Origin of the sequence: Rhizobium sp. BK661 (genome assembly GCF_024808825.1) — a bacterium.
Classification (GTDB): domain Bacteria; phylum Pseudomonadota; class Alphaproteobacteria; order Rhizobiales; family Rhizobiaceae; genus Rhizobium.
Genome location: NZ_JANTYT010000002.1, coordinates 335,166 through 359,173, shown reverse-complemented (window position 1 = coordinate 359,173; position 24,008 = coordinate 335,166). Strand labels below are relative to the sequence as shown.

The following is a 24,008-nucleotide window of genomic DNA, read 5'->3' as shown; positions in this document are numbered from 1 at the left end:
TTTGCAGGTCTAAGAAACCGCAACTTGTTTTTCCGCGGAGGGTTTCATGACAGCGCGCAATCTTTTCCTGCTGCCGGGCGACGGCATCGGCCCCGAGGCCATGGGTGAGGTCCGCAAGATCATTGCCTATATGAACGAGGCGATGAATGCCGGCTTCGTCACCGACGAAGGCCTCGTCGGTGGCAGCGCCTATGACGCGCATGGTGCCGCGATCTCCGAAGGCGACATGCAGAAGGCGCTTGCCGCCGATGCCGTTCTCTTCGGCGCCGTCGGCGGCCCGAAGTGGGATGATGTTCCCTATGAAGTGCGCCCCGAAGCCGGCCTACTGCGCCTGCGCAAGGATCTGGAGCTGTTCGCCAACCTGCGTCCGGCCATCTGCTACCCGGCGCTCGCTTCCGCTTCCTCGCTGAAGCCGGAGTTGGTCGAAGGCCTCGATATCCTGATCATCCGCGAACTGACGGGCGGCGTCTATTTTGGCGAACCGAAGACCATTACCGATCTCGGCAACGGCCAGAAGCGCGCGATCGACACGCAGGTCTATGACACCTACGAGATCGAACGCATCTCGGCCGTGGCCTTCGAAATGGCCCGCACGCGCCAGAATCGCGTTTGCTCGATGGAAAAGCGCAACGTCATGAAGTCGGGCGTGTTGTGGAACCAGGTGGTCACCGCGACGCACAAGGACAAGTATTCGGACGTCAAGCTCGAGCACATGCTGGCGGATGCCGGCGGCATGCAGCTGGTGCGTGCGCCGAAGCAGTTCGACGTCATCGTCACCGACAACCTGTTCGGGGATATGCTCTCCGACGTTGCCGCCATGCTGACGGGCTCGCTCGGCATGTTGCCTTCGGCTTCGCTCGGCGCGCCGGATGCCAAGACCGGCAAGCGCAAGGCACTCTACGAGCCGGTGCACGGTTCGGCTCCTGACATCGCTGGCAAGGGCATTGCCAATCCGATCGCGATGATTGCGTCCTTCGCCATGTGCCTGCGCTATTCCTTCAACCTCGTGCAGGAAGCCGACAACCTCGAAAAGGCGATCGCCAACGTGCTCGATAAGGGTATCCGCACCGGCGACATCATGGCCGAAGGCTGCACGAAGGTCGGAACCGCTGAGATGGGCGACGCGATCCTCGCCGAATTCAAGGCGCTTTCTGCCTGATATTTCACGTGAAACACGCTTTTGGCCTTCCGCATCGCCCGGTGCGGAAGGCCTTTGCTTGAAGGCGGCCGATGCTGTTCCTATTTCCCTTCTGCGCTGAGCAAAGAGCGGGAGTAGAATGAACGAAGCCATCGATCGCAAGCCGAACTGCTGGAGCTATTTGCGAAAGCGCTACGCTGCGCGGCGCTCAATCCACCGTCGGGTTCCCTGGAAAGGCTTCGCGCTTTTTGCCATCAACGCTGTTGCCATTGCCTTCTTCGTCTTCGACCGCCCGTTGGGGCAGGCAGTCAAAAGCCTTTCGCCTCCGCTGGTGTCGATCGCCGGGGATGTCACTGACGTCGGCAGGCTTGTCTGGATCCTCGTCGGTCTTTTGACAATCCTGGCGACCGGCTATTTCGTTCGTCGACGACTATGGAAGGTACGCGGCCGTTTCCGGCTCGCCTATTTTGGGCAGATGACCGCATATGTCGGGTTCTCGGTTCTGTTCGCCAGCATCGTTTCCAATCTGCTGAAGTTCGCAATCGGGCGTGCTCGACCGCTGCTTTATGATCAGGAAGGCATTTTCAGCTTCGTCCCTTTCAGTACCGATTTTCTTCATCAGAGCTTTCCGTCGGGCCACTCCTCCAACGTCGGCGCTCTGTTCATGGCGCTGGCGCTTCTCTTTCCACGGTTCCGCCTAGGCTTCATCGGCATCGGTCTTTGGCTTGGAGCCACGCGCGTCATCATTGGCGTGCACTATCCCAGCGATGTGGCGGCCGGCCTCGCATTGGGCGCGTGGTTGGCTTTTGCGACATCCATTTTGTTTGCACGCTTCGGACTGGTCTTCTCGATCGGTCGTGATGGTTGGCCGACGCCGAGGCTCAGCCGCCTTCTCTAGGGTTGGCCAGACACGAAAAAGCCCGGCGTCTTGCGAGCGCCGGGCTTTCTTAGATTTCGGTTACCTGGATCAATCCATCGCGTGGATGTCGCGATCCTTCGTTTCCGGCAGGAAGATGAGACCGATGACCAGTGTGATTGTAGCGAACACGATCGGATACCAGAGACCGTAGTAGATGTCGCCGGTTGCCGCGCTCATTGCGAAGGCCGTTGCTGGCAAGAGGCCACCGAACCAACCATTGCCGATATGGTAGGGCAGGGACATGCCGGTGTAACGGATTCGGGTCGGGAAGAGTTCGACCAGAAGCGCCGCGATCGGGCCATAGACCATCGTAACGTAGATCACGAGCACGAAGAGAATGGCAATCGTACCGATCCAGTTGACGCGGGCCGGGTCGGCCGTCATGGCAAAGCTGCCGCCATTGGCGATGCTATAGACCGCCATATCGGTGGCGCCCTTCGCTTCATCAGCCGTTAGGAGCTTGTCGGCGACGAGCTTGTCTGCCGGCACGGTCTGCTTTTCACCGGCGCGGACTGCATCGGCGTTGAGAGCAAGCTCCGGGTTGGCTGCAATGAAGGCGTCCAGTTTTGCATCTGGAACCTTGATGGCACCGCGCTTCAGCGGATATCCGGCATCATGAAGGGCGATGTTGACGCCTTTTTCAAAGGCGCCGGTCATTGCCTTTGCCTTGTCGCCGGCGGCGACGGCATCGAAGCTGGCGATAGTTTCGTCACCGATTTTTACGGTTGCGGGCTGCCCCGCCGGGCCAGGCACGACGTCATAAGGCACCGAGTTCTTGGTCAGGAAAGCCGTTGCCACATCGCAGGAACTCGTAAACTTCGCGGTTCCGGTCGGATTGAACTGGAATTTGCAATCCGCCGGGTCGGCCGTGACCGTGGCCCGTATGGAAGCCTGTGCTTCGGCAAGCGCCGGATTGGCCGTCCAGGTCATGGCCTTGAACAGCGGATTATAGGTCACTGCTGCGATCAACAGGCCGGCCATGATGATCGGCTTGCGGCCGATCCTGTCGGACAGGCCGCCAAAGACGACGAAGAAGGGTGTGCCGAGGATGAGGGCAATCGCCACCATGATGTTTGCCGATTGCAAATCGACCTTGAGGACGTTCTGCAGGAAAAACAGCGCATAGAACTGACCGCCGTACCACACGACTGCCTGACCCATCGTTGCGCCGAGAAGCGCGATCAGGGCGATCTTTGCATTTTTCCATTGGCCGAAGGCTTCGGTCAGTGGCGCCTTGGACCCCTTGCCTTCCGCCTTCATGCGCTGGAATGCCGGCGACTCGTTCATCTTCAGGCGGATCCAGACGGAGACGCCGAGAAGCACGACCGAGAGCAGGAACGGGATACGCCAGCCCCATGCTGCAAAAGCTTCCTTGCCCATTAGGAACTGAACGCCGACGATGACGATCAGAGAAAGGAAGAGGCCGAGCGTTGCAGTGGTTTGGATCCACGAGGTGAAGTATCCGCGGCGCCCATTTGGCGCGTGTTCGGCCACATAGGTTGCCGCGCCGCCATACTCACCACCGAGCGCCAGGCCCTGCAGGAGGCGAAGGCCGATCAAAATGATGGGTGCTGCGATGCCGATCGATGCAGCACCGGGAAGAATACCGACGAGGAACGTCGAGAGACCCATGATGAGGATCGTGACCAAGAACGTATACTTGCGGCCGACGAGATCGCCGAGGCGCCCGAAAACCAGCGCGCCAAACGGGCGCACCAAGAAGCCGGCGGCGAAGGCCAGAAGCGTGAAGATGTTGCGCGTCGCTTCCGGATACTGGGTGAAGTAGGTCGCGCCGATATAGGTGGCGAGCGAACCATATAGATAGAAGTCGTACCATTCGAAAACCGTGCCGAGCGACGAGGCGAAGATAACCTTCTTCTCCTCGCCCGTCATCGGACCGGCTTTTGTGCCGTCGACGCTTGCGATATTTGCCATTTTCTGTCCTCCACAGAACGATGTGAAACGCGGCGCGCGACCTTGCTCTCCTCAAAGCATACCCCGGGTCGCGGTTCGCCTGATGAGAGTGTGACAGAAAAGCTCATCCATACAGAGAGCGGCTTTGGGATTATGACTTTAGTCTAACGCCTTTGCAGGGACGGCCGACGCCGTGCGACGGCGCCGGATCGGCTCGACTTTTGGTCTCATGGCCTGTGCGAAAGGATATTTACGACTGTCCCGAAGGGATCGCGCACATAGAAGCGACGAACCCCCCAAGCCTCGTCGGCCGGGCCGTAAATGACCTCGAAAGCTGAAGAGCTCATGGCCGCGAAGACTTCGTCGACATCGTCGACCTCGATCGAAAGACCCGGGACGGGCGTCCCGGAGCCGCCCTCGCTCGCGAAGCTTACCTGGACCGGCATTGACTGGTTTGAGCCAAAGGTGGCGATCCAGCCGTGATCCATGAGGATGTCTAGGCCAAGGATGTCCTGATAGAAGACCTTCGCGGCGAGAGGGTCGGCGGTCTCGATGTTTGCTACGATTCGCAGGACCTTCATGTCGCCTCCTCAGCCACGCCAGTTTTGCCTAAATTATGCGTGAACTCTCAAGCGGCAAGAAAAAAGCCGGGCGGCGAAGTGCCGTCCGGCTGTTGTTGGTACGATCTGCTCAGCCTTACGCGGCTTCGGTCGTGTGTGCCTTGCGAACTTCTTCATCCGTCAGGATGCCGCTAGCGCGCAACAGTGCCGCAAAGCGACCGTTGCTCTGGCTGAGCTCATCGAAGCTACCTTCTTCAACGACACGGCCGCCGTCCAGGAACAGCACCTTGTCAGCTTCACGAACCGTGGAAAGACGGTGCGCGATGATGAAGGTCGTGCGGTTCTGGCGCAGGTTGTCGATTGCGGCCTTCACGCGGTTTTCCGTTTCGACATCAAGTGCGCTTGTTGCCTCGTCGAGCACCAGGATCGGCGCATCCTTGAGGATGGCGCGGGCGATTGCCACACGCTGACGTTCACCGCCCGAGAGCTTGTTGCCGCGCTCACCGACGTGGGTGTTGTACTGGTCCTCACGTGTCTCGATGAAGTCGGCTGCTGCGGCAGCTTCGGCTGCACGGCGCATGTCTTCATCCGAAGCTCCTTCCCGGCCGAGGCGAATGTTGTCGCTGATCGAACGGTTGAGCAAGCCGGCATCCTGGAACACGGTTGCGATGTAGCGGCGAAGCGACTTGCGGGTGATCTTCGTCGTATCATGACCATCGACCAAGATGTGGCCGCTGTCCGGATCGTAGACGCGCTGCAGAAGGTTGATCATCGTCGTCTTGCCGGAGCCGGTCGGGCCGACGATCGCAACCGTCTGGCCAGCCTTGGCGGTGAACGAGACGTTGTGCAGACCCTGAGCCGTGTTGCCGAAGCGGAACGACACGTTGCGGAACTCGACCTCGCCCTTGACGTCGGTGATATCGGCATTGCCGGCCGGCTCTTCGCGGTCGCGGACGGAGTCTTCCAGCGAATAGAAGTCTTCGAGCTTCGAACGGGCTTCGAAGATCTGCGTCGCGAACTGGCGCATCTGGTCGAGGCGCGAGATCAGCAGGTTCGCAAAACCGATGAAGGCAATGACGTCACCGATGCGCAGTTCGCCGGACTGAACCATCAGCGTACCGATCACCAGGATGATCATCATGGCGATGGTCGATGCCATGCGGTTCATGGCGCCGGCCAGAGCCCACCAGTCGAGAACCGGATACTGAGCCTGCAGCAGACGGTCGGCAAAGGACCTCAGCGCCTTGGTTTCCGCCTCGATGCGGTTGTAGCTGTGCAGGACCGATACGTTGCTGATCGAATCGCTGACGTGCGAGAAAACCGTGTGGTAGTGGTTTTCGACCGAAGCCTGTCCGTCCTTGGTGCGGCTCATGACGAGACGACCGATAAGCCAGTAGGCAATGCCGAGCACAACCAGCACGCCCGAAAGACGCAGGTCCATGGACATCGCAGTCGGCACCAGAAGCGCGATGGCTACGACCGTCGCCAGGTGATTGCGCATGAACTCCAGCCACAGGCCGAAAAGCGTTTCACAGGCGCGAAGCAGCGTATGCAGCGCATTCGACGTGCCGCGCTGGTGATGCCAGGAGAGCGGCATGGAGATAATGCGGCCGAACGCTTCCGTCAGCAGCGTGGCGCGACGGCCATGAGCCAGCCGGTCGGCCTCACGAGCGACAAGAACGAACGCTATGGTGTTGAAGACGGCAAAGCCGGCCCACATGAAAAGAATGGGTTTGACTTCACCCTTGCCTGAAATCGCGTCGATGATGCGACCGAACAAAATCGGTTCAGCGATCGTGATCGCGGCAAGCACGATGTTCGCAATAACGACTAGGGATACGCGGAGCTTGTAAGCGCCAAGATAGCGCAAAGCTCGAGCATAGACCTTGAATAGCGACACGGCGATACCTCTTGTGCATGTGCGAAATAAGGGACGCTGCAACGCTACAAAAAGATACCTGAACCAGCGATTAACAGAGCGTTCAGGCAGGCGGCAATGGCCAGATTCTTTTGCATGAGCGGCGATCTCACAGTCGGTTATTTCCACTGGGCTTCTGAAATTTTTTGGGGCACATCGCAATTTTCGCAATTTTCGCTTGCGCCCCGGGGTCGGGCTGGCACACCATAGATTGACGCTTGTTTTGCGTCGAAGGGCCCCAGGCAAGCACGTCCCACTGGTTCGTGACATTCGGCGCGGAGCCCAATTGGGGTAGGGGCATTTCCGTGAGTATTCATTCTTTAATTCAATTGCTTGTCGTTTTGGAAGAGTGTCGCAGACCTGAAGGAGTTGTCGCCGAACTGGAGCATGTCATCCATGCCTACGGGTTCCAGTACTACGGCCTTTTGCGACATCTGAAAGCGACGGAAGATCCAATCAGTCTGATGTTTGCTGGTCATTGGCCGGAGAAATGGCCGCAGATCTATATTTCGAAGAAATACGTTCTGACTGACCCGACGGTTCGCTATCTCGCATATGCGCAAAGACCGTTCCGTTGGAGAGACAGCCTGGCCGCCTTCCGCAAGGATCCGCACTATCGCCGGATGGAACAGATGATGGCCGACGCACATAGCCATGGGCTTAGGGACGGCTACATTTTTCCTATCCACGGTCGAAACGGGATCCTCGGTACCATGAGCGTCGGCGGAACGCAGGTCGATCTGTCTCCTGTCGAAATCTCACTGTTTGATGCCATAGCGCGAAAAGCGTTCTGGCGACTGCTCGAGCTCAAGGGTGAGATGCACACGCTCGAAGAAGTTTCCGGCATCGACACGCGGTTGACGCGCCGCGAGATGGAGATACTGCAATATCTTGCAGAGGGCATGACCTCCGTTGAGATCGGAAAACGCCTCAAGATTTCCAATCACACCGTCGACTGGTACATGAACGGCCTGCAAGACAAGCTGCAGGCAAGAAACAGACAGCACGCCGTTGCTGTCGCCTTCCGTCACGGACTCCTCACCTAATCTGAGAAATTCTATCTGAGTCGTTTCTGGAAATTGAACTTTCCGTGACAGCACGTTAAGACTTCTCTTCGCGGGTGCAGCAATTGCCCGTTTCGATGCCGTGAGGAGACAGCATTGCCCATTTCCAAGATACTTGTTGCCAACCGTTCGGAAATTGCCATCCGCGTGTTTCGCGCGGCCAACGAGCTCGGGATAAAAACGGTCGCGATATGGGCGGAAGAAGATAAACTGGCACTGCATAGGTTTAAGGCCGACGAGAGTTACCAGGTCGGCCGTGGACCGCATCTTGCCCGTGATCTCGGCCCAATCGAGAGCTATCTGTCGATCGACGAAGTGATCCGCGTCGCCAAGCTTTCGGGCGCCGATGCGATCCATCCGGGTTACGGCCTGCTGTCGGAAAGCCCGGAATTCGTCGATGCCTGTAACAAGGCAGGCATCATCTTCATCGGCCCGACGGCCGATACCATGCGTCAGCTCGGCAACAAGGTCGCGGCGCGCAACCTCGCCATCTCCGTCGGCGTTCCTGTCGTGCCGGCAACGGAGCCGCTGCCGGATGATATGGCCGAAGTCGCTCGTATGGCGGCGGCGATCGGCTATCCCGTTATGCTCAAGGCTTCCTGGGGCGGCGGTGGACGCGGCATGCGCGTCATTCGCTCGGAAGCCGATCTCGCCCGCGAGGTGACGGAAGCCAAGCGCGAGGCGATGGCTGCCTTCGGCAAGGACGAGGTCTATCTGGAAAAGCTCGTCGAGCGCGCTCGTCACGTCGAAAGCCAGATTCTGGGCGATACGCACGGCAACGTCGTACATCTCTTCGAGCGCGACTGCTCGATCCAGCGCCGCAACCAGAAAGTCGTCGAGCGCGCGCCGGCGCCTTACCTCAGCGAGGCGCAGCGCCAGGAACTCGCGGCCTATTCGCTGAAGATCGCGGGTGCCACCAATTACATCGGCGCCGGTACCGTCGAATATCTGATGGACGCCGACACCGGCAAATTCTACTTCATCGAAGTCAATCCGCGCATCCAGGTCGAGCACACGGTCACCGAAGTCGTTACCGGCATCGATATCGTCAAGGCGCAGATCCACATTCTTGACGGCTTCGCGATTGGCACGCCGGAATCGGGCGTGCCCGCGCAGAATGACATTCGCCTCAACGGCCACGCTCTGCAGTGCCGCATCACGACCGAAGATCCCGAGCACAACTTCATCCCTGACTATGGCCGCATCACCGCTTACCGTTCGGCATCCGGCTTCGGCATTCGCCTTGATGGCGGCACCTCCTATTCCGGTGCGATCATCACCCGCTATTACGATCCGCTGCTGGTCAAGGTCACGGCCTGGGCGCCGAGCCCGTCTGAAGCGATCTCGCGCATGGACCGTGCGCTGCGCGAATTCCGCATCCGCGGCGTTGCCACCAACCTGACCTTCCTGGAAGCGATCATCACGCATCCGAAGTTTAGGGATAACAGTTACACCACACGCTTCATCGACTCGACGCCGGAACTCTTCCAGCAGGTTAAACGTGCTGACCGTGCAACTAAGCTGCTCACCTATTTGGCGGACGTGACGGTCAATGGCCATCCGGAAGCCAAGGACCGCCCGAAGCCATCGGCGGACATCGCCGAGCCGGTCGTCCCCTATACCAACGGCAATGGGATTCCCGACGGCACCAAGCAGCTTCTAGACAAGCTCGGCCCGAAGAAGTTCGGCGAGTGGATGCGCAATGAGAAACGCGTGCTGATGACCGATACGACGATGCGCGATGGCCATCAGTCGCTGCTTGCCACGCGCATGCGTACCTACGACATTGCCCGGATCGCCGGCACCTACGCGCATGCGTTGCCGAACCTGCTGTCGCTGGAATGCTGGGGCGGCGCGACCTTCGACGTCTCGATGCGCTTCCTGACGGAAGATCCATGGGAGCGCCTGTCGCTGGTCCGCGAAGCGGCACCAAATCTGCTGCTGCAGATGCTGCTGCGCGGCGCCAATGGCGTCGGCTACAAGAACTATCCTGACAACGTCGTCAAATACTTCGTCCGCCAGGCAGCTGCCGGCGGTATTGATCTCTTCCGCGTCTTCGACTGCTTGAACTGGGTCGAGAACATGCGCGTCTCGATGGATGCGGTGGCCGAAGAGAACAAGCTCTGTGAAGCAGCGATCTGCTACACCGGCGATATCCTGAACTCCGCGCGCCCGAAGTACGATCTCAAGTACTATACGGACCTCGCCGTAGAGCTCGAAAAGGCCGGCGCGCATATCATCGCACTGAAGGACATGGCCGGCCTGTTGAAGCCGGCTGCCGCCAAGGTGTTGTTCAAGGCACTGCGCGACGCTACCAGCCTGCCGATCCATTTCCACACGCACGACACTTCGGGCATCGCCGCCGCGACGGTTCTCGCCGCCGTCGATGCTGGCGTCGACGCCGTCGATGCCGCGATGGACGCTCTGTCCGGCAATACTTCGCAGCCCTGTCTCGGCTCGATCGTCGAGGCGCTGCGTGGTTCAGAGCGCGATCCGGGTCTCGATCCGGAATGGATCCGCCGTATCTCCTTCTACTGGGAAGCGGTGCGTCATCAGTATGCGGCCTTCGAAAGCGACCTGAAGGGGCCGGCCTCGGAAGTCTATCTGCACGAAATGCCGGGTGGCCAGTTCACCAACCTCAAGGAACAGGCCCGCTCGCTCGGCCTCGAGACCCGCTGGCACCAAGTGGCGCAGGCCTATGCCGACGCCAACCAGATGTTCGGCGACATCGTCAAGGTGACGCCGTCCTCGAAGGTCGTTGGCGATATGGCGCTGATGATGGTTTCGCAGGACCTGACGGTCGCCGATGTTGTCAGCGCCGACAAGGAAGTCTCCTTTCCAGAGTCGGTCGTCTCGATGCTGAAGGGCGATCTCGGTCAGCCTCCTTCCGGCTGGCCAGAAGCACTGCAGAAGAAGGCACTGAAGGGTGACGCGCCCTATACGGTGCGTCCGGGCTCGCTGCTTGCCGATGCCGACCTCGATGCCGAGCGCAAGACGATCGAGACCAAGCTGGAGCGCGAGGTCAGCGATTTCGAGTTTGCTTCGTACCTCATGTATCCGAAGGTCTTCACCGACTTCGCACTGGCCTCCGACACCTATGGCCCGGTCTCTGTCTTGCCGACGCCGGCCTATTTCTACGGCCTGGCGGACGGCGAGGAGCTGTTTGCCGACATCGAAAAGGGCAAGACGCTTGTCATCGTCAATCAAGCGATGAGCCAGACCGACAGTCAAGGCATGGTCACTGTCTTCTTCGAGCTCAACGGCCAGCCACGCCGCATTAAGGTTCCGGATCGCGCTCACGGTGCGACCGGTGCCGCCGCCCGCCGCAAGGCGGAACCCGGTAATGCCGCGCATGTCGGTGCGCCGATGCCGGGCGTCATTTCCCGCGTCTTCGTCTCGCCGGGCCAGACGGTCAACGCCGGCGACGTTCTCGTCTCCATCGAGGCGATGAAGATGGAAACGGCGATCCATGCCGAAAAGGACGGTGCGATCGCGGAAGTGCTGGTCAAGGCGGGCGATCAGATCGACGCCAAGGACCTGTTGGTCAGCTACGCCGGCTGACGAATATCGGAATCAAACTATGGGGCGGCCTCTGGGCCGCCCCATGCATTTTCATGAAAAGGATTTGATATGAGTAAGCTCAAGATTGCCGTCATTGTCGGAAGCACGCGTATTGGCCGCTTTGCGGACCATCCGGCCAAGTGGATTGCCGAGATCGCCGCAAGCCGGCCTGAACTCGAGGTCGAGATTCTCGATCTGTTGGATTATCCGATGTCCTTCCTCGGTCAGGCAAGCGCGAGCGAAGCCCAGAACGAAACGGCGGAGCGCTGGAAAAAGAAGCTGCGCGAGTTCGACGGCTACATCTTCACGGCGGCCGAATACAACCACGGCCCGACTGCCGTTCTCAAGAATGCGATCGACCTCGGTGAGTTCATCCACAAGCCGGTCGCTTTCGTTGGCTACGGCGGTGTCGGTGGCGCCCGCGCGGTAGAGCAATTGCGACTGATCTTCGTCGAAATGAGCGCCGTTTCCGTGAAGACCGGCGTTCACATCTCCTTCCCGGAATACCTGTCGGTTATCAAGGACGGAAAGAGCCTGAGCGACTACGCTCACCTCGCCGAGGCCGCCAAGAACCAGCTCGACCAGCTTGCCTGGTGGGGCAAGGCATTGAAGGCTGCCCGCGCAGTCTGACGCTCTACCGCCGCCCGTGTCTAAATGTCGTAGGTATGGGCGGCGTTAATTGTCGAGATGAAGCGTTTGGTACGTTCGCGCTCCGGCGCGGTAAAAATGTTCCGTGCACTTCCCGTCTCGACCACGCTGCCGGCCTCGAGAAAGACAACGTCGTTGGCAATCTTGGAGGCGAGACGCAGGTCATGCGTCGCCATCACCATCGTTGTTCCCTCCTTGGCTAGGCGACCGAGAACATCGACCACTTCAGCCGAAAGTTCGGGATCGAGCGCCGATGTCGGCTCATCGCAAAGAAGAACCCGCGGAGACGGGGCAAGCGCGCGGGCGATTGCGACGCGCTGCTGTTGACCGCCCGAGAGCGTCGAGGGCCATGCGTCAGCCTTGTGGGCCATGCCGACCTTCGTCAACAGCTCCATTGCCCGTTCCCGGGCTCTTTCCTTCGGCCACCGTAGAACCGTGATGAGGCCTTCCATCACATTCTCGATGGCTGTTTGATGCGGAAAGAGCTGAAAGTTCTGGAACACCATGCCGGTCTGCCGGCGGATCTTCTGGATTGCCTGCCAGGCAGTCTTCTGCCCCGGTGCAAAGCTCAGCTTCTCCTCGCCGAGGCGGATTGTGCCCGCTGTTGGGATTTCCAGCAGGTTGATGCAGCGGAGCAGCGTGCTTTTGCCGCCGCCGGAAGGGCCGACGAGTGCCGTGACGCTGCCCTCGGGAATGCGGATGCTGATGTCCTTCAGGATGACGGCGTCGCCAAAGCGCTTTTCGATATGGGAAAGCTCGATCATGCGTTTGCCTCCAGCATGCCGCCATAGCGTGCGAAGCGGCGCTCGAGGCGGACCTGCAGCGCCGAGAGAACGGAGCTCAGCGCAAGGTATATCAACGCAGCTTCGATGTAGAGGATAAGCGGCTCGTACGTGGTTGCGACGATGCGCTGTGCGGCCTGAAACAGTTCGGGTACCGTAATGGCAGCCGCAAGCGAGGTGTCCTTGACGAGCGAGATGAACGTGTTGGAAAGCGGCGGCACTGCGACGCGCCCGGCCTGCGGCAGGATCGTGCGGCTCATGGCCTGACGCCAGTTCATGCCGATCGAATAGGCTGCTTCCCATTGACCTTTCGGCACGGACGAAATGACGGCGCGGATGATCTCGGAGCTGTATGCACCGATGTTGAGCGTGAAGCCGATCAGTGCGGCCGGAAAGGCGTCGAGCAGGATGCCAATGCTCGGCAGTCCATAAAAGATCACGAAGAGCTGCACCAGAAGCGGTGTGCCTCTGATGACCCAGACATAAAAGCGGGCGATGGCAGCGACCGGCGCCGGTCCAAAAAGCCGGGCGATCGCGGTGATCAGGCCCAGGATGAGGCCGAACGCGAAAGAGAGGAGGGTCAGCGGAATGGTGAAGATCAGACCGGCCCAGAGGAGGGGCCCGAGCGAATCCGCCATCAAGTGAAGCCAGTTCGGCAAGGTGCAATCCCCAAAGAAAGACGCGTCCAGCGAGTGTTCGCTGAACGCTTTTCAGGCACATATAAAGGATGTTGCGGCGGCAGCAAGCCGCCGGCTGTATTGACTTACTTCGAAACGTCCTGGCCGAAGTACTTGTCGGAAATTTTCTGGTAAGTGCCGTCGGCCTTGATGTCGGCGAGCGCCTTGTTGATGGCTTCCAGCAGTTCCGGCTCGCCCTTGCGGATGATGATGCCGGAGTAGTCGGCATTTTCCTGCTGGGCGGCGATCTTCACCGGAGCGTCAGGCTTGTGCTTCTTGAAGTCGAGGAAGGAGAGGCTGTCGTTGATCGTCGCGTCTGCGCGCTTGGTCAGGACAAGCTGGATCGACTGGTCGAAGCCGTCGGTGCCGACGAGTTCAGCGCCGGACTGTTCGGCAAGTTTGCCGAAGTTGCTTGTCAGCGACTGCGCCGACTTCTTGCCCTTCAGATCCGCAAAGCCCTTGATGCTGTCGTCGCCGTCGCGAACGATGAGCACAGCCTTCGACGCGATATAGGGCTCGGAGAAATCGTACTTCTGCTTGCGGGCCTCGGTAATGCCGACCTGGTTGATGACCGTGTCGTAGCGCTTCGCATCGAGACCGGCGATCAAGCCGTCCCACTTGCCCTCGACGAATTCCGGCTTGACACCGAGCTTGGCGGCAATCGCTTCGCCGATCTCCACGTCGAAGCCGACCAGTTTGCCACTGTCGTTATGGTAGGTGAATGGAGCGTAAGTCCCCTCGGTGCCGATCTTGAAGACACCAGCGGACTTGATGGCGGCGAGATTTTCACCGGCAACGGCGGGGAGGAGCGCGGCGGCCTGGATCAGTGCTGCGGCGGCGATGGTCTTCAGGAGGTTCATTTTGTTATCCAATTCACCAGAGTGTTTGCTGCGGCGAAAATCGCAGAAAAGCCCGCTGTTGCGAAGCGTAGAAAACTGCAAAGACAATCGGCATCTGTAAATATTTTTCTCATTTATCACGAATTCGGCGCGGCATGTTTCAGTTTGTGAAGGCTGACCTGAGGCCGGACGCTTGCCTGCATGTTTGTATCCGTTTATGCATGTTTGTAACGATTTTATCTAAACCGGGCTGAAGTCGGCATGAACACGAATGAACTCCTCCTGCAGGAGAGACAGAGCGTCATCCTGCGGAAGCTGCAAGCCGAAGGTCGAGTGCTTGCAGCAGATCTTGCGATTGAATTCGGCGTGTCCGAAGACACGATACGTCGGGATCTGCGTGAAATGGCAGCCGCCGGCCTTTGTGAGCGTGTGTATGGCGGTGCGTTGCCCGTTTCGCCTGCCGGTGGAAGCCTCAATCATCGCGCGGGTATCGCGCGAGATCGTAAGGTGGCGCTTGCCACTGCTGCGGTGTCGCAGATCCCCCCTGGCTCGATGGTGTTTTTCGATGCGGGCAGCACCAACCTCGCAATCGCGACCGCGCTGCCGATGGACTTGCCCTTGACTGCCGCAACAAACGCTCCTGCGATCGCCGCTGCCTTGATGGAGAAACCTGCCGTCAATGTGATCCTGATCGGCGGCTTGATCGACCGCCAGGTTGGCGGCGCACTTGGCGCGAAAGCGATGCGCGACATGGAAGCCCTGTCGCCTGATCTTTGTATTCTTGGCGCCTGCGGGATTGATCTTGTGGCTGGCGTAACAACCTTCGGCTTCGAAGACGCGGAATTCAAGCGGTTCGCTGCATCGCGAAGCAAGAAGGTTCTTGTGGCCGCAACGTCCGACAAATTCGGTACCGCCGCCCCGCATAGCGTACTTCCGGTGGCGCAATGCGAATGCCTGGTGGTCGAACGCGACGCGGACCAGGAAATGTTGGCGCGCTATCGCGACAATGGCTGCAGAACGATCGTAGCCGGAAGCATAACGTAAGCATCATTCAACAACGCGTCGTGTCCGAGTGCTGGCGCTGAGACATTTTGGGAAGAAAAATGGACAACCACGTTAATACGGCACCGATTGTCAGAAGTGGCTTCATAACAAAGAACCGGGTCGCGGTTTCGCTGCTGTTCCTCATCAACGGCTTCATCGTCGGCTGCTGGGCGCCGAAAATTCCCGAATTTGCTGAGCGCCTGCAACTCAGCAAGTTCCAGTTGGGACTAATGATTCTGGTTCTTGGTGTGGGTTCGCTTACTCTCATGCCAATCGCGGGATCACAAATCGCCCGTTATGGCTCGAAGCTTGTCGCGCAGATTGCGGCCGTTTGCCTGCTGCCGGCACTTCTGGCGCTGACGCTTGCGCCGAATGTTGTGACAGGGGCGATCTCGATCTTCCTGTTTGGCGGATTCATGGGCGCCATGGATGTCGCCATGAATGCCAACGCGGTTGCAGTCGAGCAATCGATGCGTCGCTCAATCATGTCCTCGTGCCACGCTTTCTGGAGCTTGGGTGGTTTGATCGGGGCTGGCCTTGGCGGCTTGCTGATCGCCACTGTTGGTGTGCTCTGGCATGCGGTGATTGCGACCTCATTGGCAGCGCTCGTGCTGGGCCTGGCTTGGAACATGATCCTCGCAGATCCTCCACATCCGGACGAGAAGAAGGAAAAGCTCCGGCTGCCAATGGAGCCGCTGCCCTGGTTGATTGGTCTGATGGCACTATTCTCGATGGTTCCTGAGGGCGCCGTGTTGGATTGGGGTGCGCTCTACCTGCGTCAGGAACTCGGCGCGTCGGTGGCACTTTCCGGCTTCGGCTTTGCGGCGTTTTCGCTGACGATGGCTGTGATGCGGTTTGGCGGCGACCTTGTTCGCGACCGGCTTGGCGGCGTGATGACGCTTCGGATCTGCACGTTGTTTGCAATCTCAGGTATGCTGCTCGCCGCATTCGCACCCAATGCGGAAACTGCAATCCTCGGCTTTGCACTGTGCGGGATCGGCATTTCGAACATGGTCCCAATCGCCTTTTCGGCCGCCGGCAATATTCCCGGCCTCCGCGCCGGCATCGGCCTCTCGGTTGTTACAACAATGGGCTATTCGGGCATGCTGGTGGCACCCTCCGCAATCGGCTTCGTGGCCGAACATATCGGCTTTAGCGTCGTGTTCATGGCTTTGCCTGTCTTGCTGGTTGTCGTCCTGCTGTTCTCGAACCTTGCACGTTATGCCGACGGCATATCGGGCGGCGGTCACTGAACGGCTCCAAGCAAAAGTGATGCGCGGGGCGGGTTGACAACAAAGCAGGCATGATCCACCTGAAAGACACGAATTTCAGGGGTTCAAGAACTCTCTATGTCTTCAGCTGCAGATTTTGATCCGAAGCCGCGCCGCGCATCCGTCGCCGTCGATGTTGGCGGCGTCATCGTGGGCGGCGGTGCGCCCGTTGTCGTTCAGTCAATGACGAACACCGACACGGCGGATATCGACTCCACGGTCGCCCAAGTGGCGGCTCTCTTCAAGGCCGGATCAGAGATCGTCCGCATTACCGTCGACCGCGACGAAAGTGCGGCAGCGGTTCCGAAGATTCGCGACCGGCTGTTGCGGCTCGGCATGGACGTGCCGCTCGTCGGTGACTTCCACTACATCGGCCACAAGCTTCTTGCGGATCATCCGGCCTGCGCGGAGGCGCTAGCGAAGTACCGTATCAATCCGGGCAACGTCGGCTTCAAGGACAAGAAGGACAAGCAGTTCGGCGACATCATCGAGATGGCGATCCGCTACGACAAGCCGGTGCGCATCGGTGTGAACTGGGGTTCGCTGGATCAGGAATTGCTGACGGCACTGATGGACCAGAACGCCGAGGCCGGCTCGCCGCTTTCGGCGCGCCAAGTGACCCGCGAGGCGATCGTGCAGTCCGCGCTGATCTCGGCCAATCTGGCCGAAGAGATCGGTTTGCCGCGCAACCGGATTATCCTCTCGGCCAAGGTCAGCCAGGTACAGGATCTGATCGCCGTCTATTCGATGCTCTCCGAACGCTCCGATCACGCGCTGCATCTCGGTCTTACCGAAGCCGGTATGGGTAGCAAGGGGATCGTCGCCTCATCGGCTGCCATGGGCTACGTCCTGCAACAGGGCATCGGCGATACCATCCGCGTATCGCTGACGCCGGAACCGAATGGTGACCGGACCCGTGAAGTGCAGGTCGCCCAAGAGCTGCTGCAGGTCATGGGCTTTCGCCAGTTTATTCCCGTGGTTGCGGCTTGTCCCGGCTGCGGCCGCACGACCTCGACCGTCTTCCAAGAATTGGCGCAGAACATCCAGAACGACATTCGCAAGAACATGCCGGTCTGGCGCGAGAAATATCCGGGTGTCGAGGCGCTCAACGTTGCGGTCATGGGCTGCATTGTCAACGGGCCGGGTGAAAGCAAGCACGCCGACATCGGGATCTCATTGCCTGGTACCGGTGAAACGCCGGCTGCGCCAGTGTTCATCGATGGGACCAAGGCATTGACGCTGCGCGGACCGAATATCGCTTCGGACTTCGAAGCATTGGTCGCTGACTATATCGAAAAGCGCTTCGGGCAGAAGACCGCTGCGGAATAAGGCCGGAGAAAGCCGTCAAATGCGGCTGGTCAGCAGTTTCAGTCCGGCGACACAGTAGAAGGCGGCCATAGCCCCTTCGATCCAGCGGCGCAGATTGCGGTAAATCTTCAAGGCGTGTGGTGTCGAGAAGATCACTGCGTAGCCCATGAAGATGGCAAAGCCGGTCGTCATGCACATGCCGATGATCAAGCCGGCGACGGATGCCGGCGCGCCCTGAGGCATCCCGAGCGCGATGATCGCCAGCCAAGCGAAGATGGCTTTCGGGTTGGTGACGTGAATGCCATAACCGCGCAGCAACAGCGCGCGCGTCGTAAGGCTCTTTTGCACGACCGCCTGCGGCAGATCATCGTTGCCGCGCACAGCCCTGAAAGCCTTGTATGCGAGATACAGTAGGTAGATGCCGCCGAAGATCTTCAGGATCTGCAGCGCCATGGCATAGGTCTGGAGGATTGTTGCCAAGCCGAGAGCGGCAGCACAAGCCCAGGTGAACGAGCCCGCAAAGATGCCGAGCGAGATCGTCATGCCTGCCTTTCGGCCATGCGTCATCGACGTCGACACGATTGCCATGATCGCCGGGCCAGGGCTGATGACGGCAATCAGATAGGCGACATAGGCCGGCAGGATCTGCGGCAAATAGATCAGGATCTCACGCATCTGCGTCTCTTGTGCCCGGCGGTCAGTTGTTTCACCTGTTTGTGACGTGGCTCCCGACAGCCGGCAAGTGACTGTGCCCGATGTGTTGGCGGAAATATTGTCTCGGTGACGCTTTTCAGCTCTTTCGACCGGCGATGAAGCGAGCCGTCTCGGCCAGAATGGTACCGCGCTCCGAGTAGGGAGCCACCAATGCCTCGGCCGCGAGCACCTGCTCGGCAAGCTTGGCTTCCGCCCATGCCATGCCGTGCATCGCCACCAGCGTTCCTTTGCCGCGGCCGGCATCCTTGCCGGTCGCCTTGCCCATCGTGGCGGCATCGGAGGTGAGATCGAGAATGTCGTCGGCAAGCTGGAAGGTGAGGCCAATCCGCTCGCCGAACTGGCGCAATCGCACGCGATCCTCTGACGAGGCGCCGGCGATAATGGCGCCGGCCTCGCAAGCAAAACGGATGAGGGCGCCGGTTTTCATCGCCTGTAGGGTAACAATGCCTTGTTCATCCGGCGCCTGTTTCTCGGCCGCTAGGTCGAGAGCCTGCCCGCCTGCCATGCCTCCAATGCCGGCTGCGCGGGCCAGCGCCAACGTCAGCGTCACCTTAGCCTTATCCGGCAGGACGGTTTCGGGGGACGCGATGATGTCAAAAGCATAGGTCAGCAGACTGTCGCCGGCGAGAATGGCGGTCGCCTCGTCATAGGCGATGTGCACGGTCGGTTTGCCTCGACGCAGATTGTCGTCATCCATTGCCGGCAGATCGTCGTGAACGAGCGAATAACAGTGCACGCATTCAAGCGCCGCGCCCACGCGCAGAGCCGCATCCCTGTCGCCGCCGAGCAGCGATGCCACCTCGACGACAAGGAAAGGCCGAAGTCGCTTGCCGCCGTTCAGGCTGGCATAGTGCATGGCTGAACGCAGCCGTTCCGGCCGGGCGATCTCGCCCTTCAACACGGATGGCGACAGCAGCGTCTCGAGCACAGCCTCGATTTCGCGCGCGGTGGCCGTCAATCTGGCTTCGAATGTTTCAGTGCTTGCGTCCATGGCGCGCTGTTTGGCATGAGCCGCCTTCTGCTGGCAACGGAATTGTCGATGGCGCGGCGAAGATTTCCTTTGTCTCTGGCAATGCCAGTTCGCAAACGGTATGGAGAAGAAGGGCAAGAGACTGGGTCGGGGAATTGGACATAACGCCGGAGAGAGAGGAAAGCATGACCGTGCCGCTTCACAGGCACGCGTATCTTTGGCTTAAGAGTCGTCCCGTGATCATGCGCATCGTCCTCGCTCTGGCGGCGCTCGTCATCCTTCCCTATGTCCTGATCGTCCTTTACCTACTGCCCTTCGTTCACCCCGTTTCCACGCTCATGCTGCGCGATCTTCTGTTGCTGCGTGGCTACGACCGTCAATGGGTGTCGCTCGATGACGTTTCTCCGGTTCTGGTTCAGTCGGTGATGATGTCGGAAGACGGGCAATACTGTTTCCACGGCGGCGTCGATTGGGGCGAGATGCAGATGCTTCTCGAGGATACACTGAGCGGCCAGGCGACCCGTGGCGGCAGCACGATCCCGATGCAGACGGTGAAGAACCTGTTTTTGTGGAATAGCCGGTCCTTCGTGCGCAAGGCGTTGGAGCTGCCATTGGCTGTGACGGCGGATTTCATCTGGTCGAAGCGGCGCCTGATGGAGATCTACCTCAACATTGCTGAATGGGGACCAGGGATCTATGGCATCGAGGCCGCGGCCCGCCACCATTTCAAGGTGCCGGCATCCAAACTGACCAGCCGGCAGGCCGCTCTTCTTGCCGTGTCGCTCCCCAATCCCTTTGATCGCAACGCGGGCAAGCCCGGTCGGGGATTGCGACGACTCGCCGGCCTCATCGAGCGACGCGCTCGCGGGTCGGGCGATTACATCAGATGCATTTATGATTGATATCGCAATAAGTCGTTGGTGTTGACGAGTGTCATCTGGCATTCGTTGCTTCAATACGATGAACGGAAATCCCGCCACCAGCGACTGGACTGCCAGCGAGGATTTCTGCTTTTTCGCCCGCGCTTGAAGTTGCCGGCCTTCTGCGCTTTCAACGATATGAACCATTTCGAGGAGCGGCTGGTGTTCGCCCCTGTAGTGTAAACGGGAGATTCCATGGATAAACTCACGCTCTATATCGGCAACAAGAACTATTCTTCCTGGTCGTTTCGGCCATGGATCGCCATGACGGCTGCCGGCATTCCCTTTGAGGAGGTACTGGTTCCTTTCGATTTCGCCGCCGGCAATCCGCGCTTTAAGGAGTTCTCGCCGACCGGTCAGGTCCCCGTGCTTCAGCACGGCGATGTTCGTGTCTGGCAGTCGCTGGCGATCATCGAATATGTGGCCGAGCTTTTCCCGGAAGCCGGGATATGGCCGAGGGAGCGTGAGAGGCGAGGTGTTGCACGCGCCGTTTCTATGGAGATGCTGGCAGGTTTCAGGGCGCTGCGGAACGCTTGCCCGATGAATATCCGGCGGCCGAAGGGCAAGATCGCGCTTGCTGACGGCGTGATGGCCGACGTCGCCCGCATCGAGACGATCTGGCGGGACTTGCGGGCTCACTCCGGCGGACCGTTCCTGTTTGGTGGGTTTTCCGGAGCCGACGCGATGTTCGCGCCAGTTGTCAATCGTTTCGAGGTTTATGACCTAGTATCGGCCGGCGACACGCTAAGTTATATTGCAGCCGTCAAAGCGCATCCCGCCTGGAAAAAGTGGGAAGAGGCGGCGCGATCCGAGCCCTGGATTGTCGAGGAAGACGAGGTCTGAGCCGTGAATCGCAGGAATTTCAAAAAATAAGCTTGGGGACTGGTCAAGTACCTCTAAGGCATGTATAAGCGCGCAAAATTTCCGAAATCGCGATACGTCGTTTCGGCCGCCAGTCTGGCCGTTGGATGTGTTTGCCCGTGAAGTGGAGTAAGAGAAATGGCTGTACCGAAGAGAAAAACGAGCCCGTCGAAGCGCGGTATGCGCCGCTCTGCCGACGCGCTGAAGGCTGCGACCTACGTTGAAGACAAGAACTCCGGCGAACTGCGCCGTCCGCACCATATCGATCTGAAGACCGGTATGTATCGCGGCCGTCAGGTTCTGACGCCGAAGGAAAGCGCATAATACACGGGCGTTCTGCCTGCGTAGGACTTGCGAGGTCGGCCCTGTGCCGGCCTTTTGCTTTTTCGATCAGCAAATACTCGGCAAATACATTGTCGTGATATCTTGAAGTGATGCGGTTGTTTACGGCACTATTCTCCGGCTGAGGGGAGCTATGCCATATGTTCAATGCCGTACCACTGATGATTATTCCATTCATTCTTTACAATATGTCGATGCTTGGCCTGATGGGGGGCGGCGGGCTTCCTTCACTGGAAAACGACGTTATCGTTTTGTCCATGATTTCGGGAGCCATGTGGAGCATGTCGCTCGGCGATCTGTTCATCGTCGTCGCGCTTGCGGTGCTGTTCTTCGAAATACTGAAGGCGACGCGCAGTGACGGCAGCCTGACAAATCATATGTTGTCGATGCTTGTCTTCATCGCGTTCTTGGTCGAGTTTCTTCTCGTCCAGGATGCGGCCACCCAGGTTTTCTTCATCCTGATGACGATTGCATTGATCGATGTGATTGGCGGCTTTGCCGTATCTATTCGCACCGCCGGCCGCGACGTTTCGATCGGTCTCTGAGCTTAGAGATTATCGAGTTTGTTCTGAAGCGCGCGCAGCTGTTCTTTCAGCTCGTCGATGTCCTTTGCTTCCGCCTTACGGCTTTCCTTGGCCGGTGGGGTCATGAACGGCGAGAACATCTGCATGGCCTGCTGGAACATCTCGGTATTGCGGCGGACCTGATCTTCGACCATTTGCATCGGCAGTTGCAGATTCTTGCCCATCGGCGTTTCGCCGAAGGCGCGCGTAACTTGCTCGCGCATCTGAGACTGCTGCTCTGTAAAGGCGCGCATGGAATGTTCCAGGAAGCTTGGAACGACCATCTGCATCTGGTCGCCATAGTAGGTGATCAGCTGGCGAAGGAAGGAGATCGGCAGCAGCGTGTTACCCGTCTTGGATTCTTGCTCAAAAATGATCTGCGTCAGTACGGAGTGGGTAATATCGTCGCCGCTTTTCGCATCCTGGACCGTAAAATCCTCGCCCTTCTTCACCATCTCCGCCAGGTCTTCCAGTGTCACGTAAGTGCTGGTGCCTGTGTTGTAGAGGCGGCGATTGGCGTATTTCTTGATTACGATCTGCCCGTCATTCTTCGCCATATCAGTCTCCCGAAGCCCGTCTGATTGTTATGGAAATTCCTCCACCTAGGAATGTAGACGCAAACGAAGCCCGGTGACAATCTCTTTGTGCGATGCGGCAAGCCCTTTTACAGCAGAGATAATTTGCTTCAGTGTAAGTGATCCCTAAAATTGGATGACGCAGTCTTGTCGTTTGACTCGGCGATGAAGCTTTGTCAGTTTCCTCTAATCTGGTGGAGTTAACGAGGAGATTGTCATGTCGAGTTCATCCATCGTCATCGCTAGTGCAGGCCGCACTGCCGTTGGCTCATTTAATGGCGCCTTCGCGACTGTCCCGGCCCACGAATTGGGCGCGGCTGCGGTCAAGGGCGCATTGGAGCGTGCAGGTGTCGACGCCGGGGAAGTCGATGAGGTCATTCTCGGTCAGGTTCTCCCGGCAGGCGAAGGTCAGAACCCGGCCCGCCAGGCGGCGATGAAGGCGGGTATTCCGAAGGAAGCGACCGCCTGGGGTGTCAACCAGCTCTGCGGTTCGGGTCTTCGCGCCGTCGCGCTCGGCATGCAGCAGATCGCCCTCGGCGATGCAAAGATCATCGTCGCCGGCGGCCAAGAGTCGATGTCGATGGCGCCACATGCCGCGCATCTTCGCGGCGGCGTCAAAATGGGCGACATGAAAATGGTCGACACCATGATCAAGGATGGCCTGACGGACGCTTTCTACGGCTACCACATGGGCATTACTGCCGAGAACATTGCGCGCCAATGGCAGCTCTCCCGCGACGAGCAGGACCGATTTGCCGTCGCGTCGCAGAACAAGGCGGAAGCCGCGCAGAAGGCCGGCCGGTTCGCGGATGAAATCATTCCCTACGTCATCCAGACACGAAAGGGCGACGTGACTGTCGATGCCGACGAGTACATCCGGCACGGCGCGACGCTGGACTCGATGGCCAAGCTGCGTCCGGCCTTCGACAAGGAGGGCACGGTTACCGCGGCGAATGCCTCCGGCCTCAATGATGGCGCCGCCGCAGCTGTCCTGATGACCGAAGCCGAAGCCGCTCGTCGTGGCATCCAGCCGCTCGTCCGCATCGTCTCCTGGGCAACCGCAGGCGTTGATCCGCAGGTCATGGGGACCGGCCCCATCCCGGCATCGCGCAAGGCGCTGGAAAAAGCCGGTTGGTCCGTTGGCGATCTCGATCTCGTCGAAGCGAATGAGGCCTTCGCCGCCCAAGCCTGTGCGGTCAACAAGGACCTCGGCTGGGATCCGTCGATCGTCAACGTCAACGGCGGTGCGATCGCGATCGGCCATCCGATCGGCGCATCGGGTGCGCGGGTGCTCAACACGCTTCTCTTCGAGATGAAGCGTCGTGGCGCGAAAAAGGGACTGGCGACTCTTTGCATCGGTGGCGGCATGGGTGTCGCAATGTGTTTTGAAGCTCTTTGAATAGCAGGCAGTCCAACTATA

Annotated in this window: 22 protein-coding genes; 13 read left to right on the top strand and 9 right to left on the bottom strand. The window is 59.2% G+C overall.

The genetic code is table 11. The features are described 5' to 3' along the window. The first annotated feature begins 46 nt into the window (after positions 1 to 46). Positions 47 to 1,159 carry a 3-isopropylmalate dehydrogenase gene (leuB, locus tag FHX16_RS08050; RefSeq protein WP_183864331.1) on the top strand — a complete coding sequence of 371 codons (1,113 nt, stop codon included), beginning with the start codon at positions 47 to 49 and terminating at the stop codon, positions 1,157 to 1,159. A gap of 118 nt (positions 1,160 to 1,277) precedes the next feature. After that, on the top strand, positions 1,278 to 2,036 hold the full coding sequence (locus tag FHX16_RS08045; RefSeq protein WP_183864330.1) for a phosphatase PAP2 family protein: 759 nt from the start codon (positions 1,278 to 1,280) through the stop codon (positions 2,034 to 2,036). 69 nt (positions 2,037 to 2,105) lie between these two features. On the opposite strand, the gene FHX16_RS08040 is transcribed toward FHX16_RS08045, so the two are convergent. From FHX16_RS08040 to FHX16_RS08030, 3 genes are all read right to left on the bottom strand, one after another. Continuing rightward, a complete protein-coding gene (locus tag FHX16_RS08040; protein WP_183864329.1) occupies positions 2,106 to 3,992 on the bottom strand; it encodes an MFS transporter in 1,887 nt (628 codons plus the stop codon). Positions 3,993 to 4,198: 206 nt separating this feature from the next. Next, positions 4,199 to 4,552, bottom strand: coding sequence for a VOC family protein (locus FHX16_RS08035; protein WP_259126925.1), 354 nt, complete (start codon positions 4,550 to 4,552; stop codon positions 4,199 to 4,201). 115 nt (positions 4,553 to 4,667) lie between these two features. Beyond that, entirely contained in the window at positions 4,668 to 6,431 is a 1,764-nt protein-coding gene (locus FHX16_RS08030; RefSeq protein WP_183864327.1) for a glucan ABC transporter ATP-binding protein/ permease, read from the bottom strand. A 323-nt stretch (positions 6,432 to 6,754) separates the two neighbouring features. Here FHX16_RS08030 and FHX16_RS08025 point away from each other — a divergent pair, with 323 nt between their 5' ends. From FHX16_RS08025 to FHX16_RS08015, 3 genes are all read left to right on the top strand, one after another. Continuing rightward, complete coding sequence (locus tag FHX16_RS08025) at positions 6,755 to 7,495, top strand: LuxR family transcriptional regulator (RefSeq protein WP_183864326.1); 741 nt, start codon at positions 6,755 to 6,757, stop codon at positions 7,493 to 7,495. A 114-nt stretch (positions 7,496 to 7,609) separates the two neighbouring features. Beyond that, the gene (gene pyc, locus FHX16_RS08020; protein ID WP_259126922.1) at positions 7,610 to 11,074 is read left to right on the top strand and encodes a pyruvate carboxylase; all 3,465 of its coding nucleotides are present in this window, start codon (positions 7,610 to 7,612) and stop codon (positions 11,072 to 11,074) included. A gap of 69 nt (positions 11,075 to 11,143) precedes the next feature. Next, on the top strand, positions 11,144 to 11,704 hold the full coding sequence (locus tag FHX16_RS08015) for an NADPH-dependent FMN reductase (protein ID WP_183863813.1): 561 nt from the start codon (positions 11,144 to 11,146) through the stop codon (positions 11,702 to 11,704). 20 nt (positions 11,705 to 11,724) lie between these two features. Here the strand turns inward: FHX16_RS08015 and FHX16_RS08010 are convergent, their stop codons facing one another. From FHX16_RS08010 to FHX16_RS08000, 3 genes are all read right to left on the bottom strand, one after another. Beyond that, on the bottom strand, positions 11,725 to 12,486 hold the full coding sequence (locus tag FHX16_RS08010) for an amino acid ABC transporter ATP-binding protein (RefSeq protein ID WP_114714143.1): 762 nt from the start codon (positions 12,484 to 12,486) through the stop codon (positions 11,725 to 11,727). After that, on the bottom strand, positions 12,483 to 13,163 hold the full coding sequence (locus FHX16_RS08005; RefSeq protein WP_114714142.1) for an amino acid ABC transporter permease: 681 nt from the start codon (positions 13,161 to 13,163) through the stop codon (positions 12,483 to 12,485). Before FHX16_RS08005 ends, FHX16_RS08010 begins: the two co-directional genes overlap by 4 nt. 104 nt (positions 13,164 to 13,267) lie before the next feature. Next, a complete protein-coding gene (locus FHX16_RS08000) occupies positions 13,268 to 14,041 on the bottom strand; it encodes an amino acid ABC transporter substrate-binding protein (protein WP_183863812.1) in 774 nt (257 codons plus the stop codon). A gap of 240 nt (positions 14,042 to 14,281) precedes the next feature. On the opposite strand from FHX16_RS08000, the gene FHX16_RS07995 reads away from it, so the two are divergent. The 3 genes from FHX16_RS07995 (at position 14,282) to ispG (ending at position 17,664) form a co-directional block, all read left to right on the top strand. Then, entirely contained in the window at positions 14,282 to 15,064 is a 783-nt protein-coding gene (locus tag FHX16_RS07995; RefSeq protein WP_183863811.1) for a DeoR/GlpR family DNA-binding transcription regulator, read from the top strand. A gap of 59 nt (positions 15,065 to 15,123) precedes the next feature. Next, a complete protein-coding gene (locus tag FHX16_RS07990; protein WP_259126921.1) occupies positions 15,124 to 16,317 on the top strand; it encodes an MFS transporter in 1,194 nt (397 codons plus the stop codon). A gap of 96 nt (positions 16,318 to 16,413) precedes the next feature. After that, positions 16,414 to 17,664, top strand: coding sequence for a flavodoxin-dependent (E)-4-hydroxy-3-methylbut-2-enyl-diphosphate synthase (gene ispG / locus FHX16_RS07985; protein ID WP_183755057.1), 1,251 nt, complete (start codon positions 16,414 to 16,416; stop codon positions 17,662 to 17,664). Between the two features lie 15 nt (positions 17,665 to 17,679). Here the strand turns inward: ispG and FHX16_RS07980 are convergent, their stop codons facing one another. After that, on the bottom strand, positions 17,680 to 18,318 hold the full coding sequence (locus FHX16_RS07980) for a LysE family translocator (RefSeq protein WP_183755059.1): 639 nt from the start codon (positions 18,316 to 18,318) through the stop codon (positions 17,680 to 17,682). A gap of 115 nt (positions 18,319 to 18,433) precedes the next feature. Then, the gene (locus tag FHX16_RS07975) at positions 18,434 to 19,348 is read right to left on the bottom strand and encodes a polyprenyl synthetase family protein (RefSeq protein ID WP_183863809.1); all 915 of its coding nucleotides are present in this window, start codon (positions 19,346 to 19,348) and stop codon (positions 18,434 to 18,436) included. 134 nt (positions 19,349 to 19,482) lie between these two features. Here FHX16_RS07975 and mtgA point away from each other — a divergent pair, with 134 nt between their 5' ends. The 4 genes from mtgA (at position 19,483) to FHX16_RS07955 (ending at position 21,995) form a co-directional block, all read left to right on the top strand. Then, complete coding sequence (gene mtgA, locus FHX16_RS07970) at positions 19,483 to 20,229, top strand: monofunctional biosynthetic peptidoglycan transglycosylase (RefSeq protein WP_183863808.1); 747 nt, start codon at positions 19,483 to 19,485, stop codon at positions 20,227 to 20,229. Positions 20,230 to 20,442: 213 nt separating this feature from the next. Then, complete coding sequence (locus FHX16_RS07965; protein ID WP_183755065.1) at positions 20,443 to 21,090, top strand: glutathione S-transferase family protein; 648 nt, start codon at positions 20,443 to 20,445, stop codon at positions 21,088 to 21,090. Between the two features lie 156 nt (positions 21,091 to 21,246). Next, positions 21,247 to 21,432: a 50S ribosomal protein L32 gene (gene rpmF / locus FHX16_RS07960; RefSeq protein ID WP_016556742.1), complete on the top strand. Its 186-nt coding sequence runs from the start codon at positions 21,247 to 21,249 to the stop codon at positions 21,430 to 21,432. A 158-nt stretch (positions 21,433 to 21,590) separates the two neighbouring features. After that, positions 21,591 to 21,995, top strand: a complete 405-nt coding sequence (locus FHX16_RS07955) for a hypothetical protein (protein ID WP_183755067.1) — start codon at positions 21,591 to 21,593, stop codon at positions 21,993 to 21,995. 2 nt (positions 21,996 to 21,997) lie between these two features. On the opposite strand, the gene phaR is transcribed toward FHX16_RS07955, so the two are convergent. Continuing rightward, positions 21,998 to 22,570: a polyhydroxyalkanoate synthesis repressor PhaR gene (gene phaR / locus FHX16_RS07950; RefSeq protein WP_016556740.1), complete on the bottom strand. Its 573-nt coding sequence runs from the start codon at positions 22,568 to 22,570 to the stop codon at positions 21,998 to 22,000. A gap of 235 nt (positions 22,571 to 22,805) precedes the next feature. Here phaR and FHX16_RS07945 point away from each other — a divergent pair, with 235 nt between their 5' ends. Beyond that, positions 22,806 to 23,987: an acetyl-CoA C-acetyltransferase gene (locus FHX16_RS07945; RefSeq protein ID WP_183755068.1), complete on the top strand. Its 1,182-nt coding sequence runs from the start codon at positions 22,806 to 22,808 to the stop codon at positions 23,985 to 23,987. Positions 23,988 to 24,008 lie beyond the last annotated feature (21 nt).

What these genes read in the sequence shown, in the direction of transcription:
- FHX16_RS08010 (WP_114714143.1), bottom strand. Translation starts at nt 12,486, where the DNA reads ATGATCGAGCTTTCCCATATCGAAAAGCGCTTTGGCGACGCCGTCATC.
- FHX16_RS08015 (WP_183863813.1), top strand. Translation starts at nt 11,144, where the DNA reads ATGAGTAAGCTCAAGATTGCCGTCATTGTCGGAAGCACGCGTATTGGC.
- FHX16_RS08045 (WP_183864330.1), top strand. Translation starts at nt 1,278, where the DNA reads ATGAACGAAGCCATCGATCGCAAGCCGAACTGCTGGAGCTATTTGCGA.
- FHX16_RS07955 (WP_183755067.1), top strand. Translation starts at nt 21,591, where the DNA reads ATGTTCAATGCCGTACCACTGATGATTATTCCATTCATTCTTTACAAT.
- rpmF (WP_016556742.1), top strand. Translation starts at nt 21,247, where the DNA reads ATGGCTGTACCGAAGAGAAAAACGAGCCCGTCGAAGCGCGGTATGCGC.
- FHX16_RS08040 (WP_183864329.1), bottom strand. Translation starts at nt 3,992, where the DNA reads ATGGCAAATATCGCAAGCGTCGACGGCACAAAAGCCGGTCCGATGACG.
- ispG (WP_183755057.1), top strand. Translation starts at nt 16,414, where the DNA reads ATGTCTTCAGCTGCAGATTTTGATCCGAAGCCGCGCCGCGCATCCGTC.
- FHX16_RS08000 (WP_183863812.1), bottom strand. Translation starts at nt 14,041, where the DNA reads ATGAACCTCCTGAAGACCATCGCCGCCGCAGCACTGATCCAGGCCGCC.
- leuB (WP_183864331.1), top strand. Translation starts at nt 47, where the DNA reads ATGACAGCGCGCAATCTTTTCCTGCTGCCGGGCGACGGCATCGGCCCC.
- FHX16_RS08035 (WP_259126925.1), bottom strand. Translation starts at nt 4,552, where the DNA reads ATGAAGGTCCTGCGAATCGTAGCAAACATCGAGACCGCCGACCCTCTC.
- FHX16_RS07965 (WP_183755065.1), top strand. Translation starts at nt 20,443, where the DNA reads ATGGATAAACTCACGCTCTATATCGGCAACAAGAACTATTCTTCCTGG.
- phaR (WP_016556740.1), bottom strand. Translation starts at nt 22,570, where the DNA reads ATGGCGAAGAATGACGGGCAGATCGTAATCAAGAAATACGCCAATCGC.
- FHX16_RS07995 (WP_183863811.1), top strand. Translation starts at nt 14,282, where the DNA reads ATGAACACGAATGAACTCCTCCTGCAGGAGAGACAGAGCGTCATCCTG.
- FHX16_RS07990 (WP_259126921.1), top strand. Translation starts at nt 15,124, where the DNA reads ATGGACAACCACGTTAATACGGCACCGATTGTCAGAAGTGGCTTCATA.
- FHX16_RS07980 (WP_183755059.1), bottom strand. Translation starts at nt 18,318, where the DNA reads ATGCGTGAGATCCTGATCTATTTGCCGCAGATCCTGCCGGCCTATGTC.
- FHX16_RS07975 (WP_183863809.1), bottom strand. Translation starts at nt 19,348, where the DNA reads ATGGACGCAAGCACTGAAACATTCGAAGCCAGATTGACGGCCACCGCG.
- FHX16_RS07945 (WP_183755068.1), top strand. Translation starts at nt 22,806, where the DNA reads ATGTCGAGTTCATCCATCGTCATCGCTAGTGCAGGCCGCACTGCCGTT.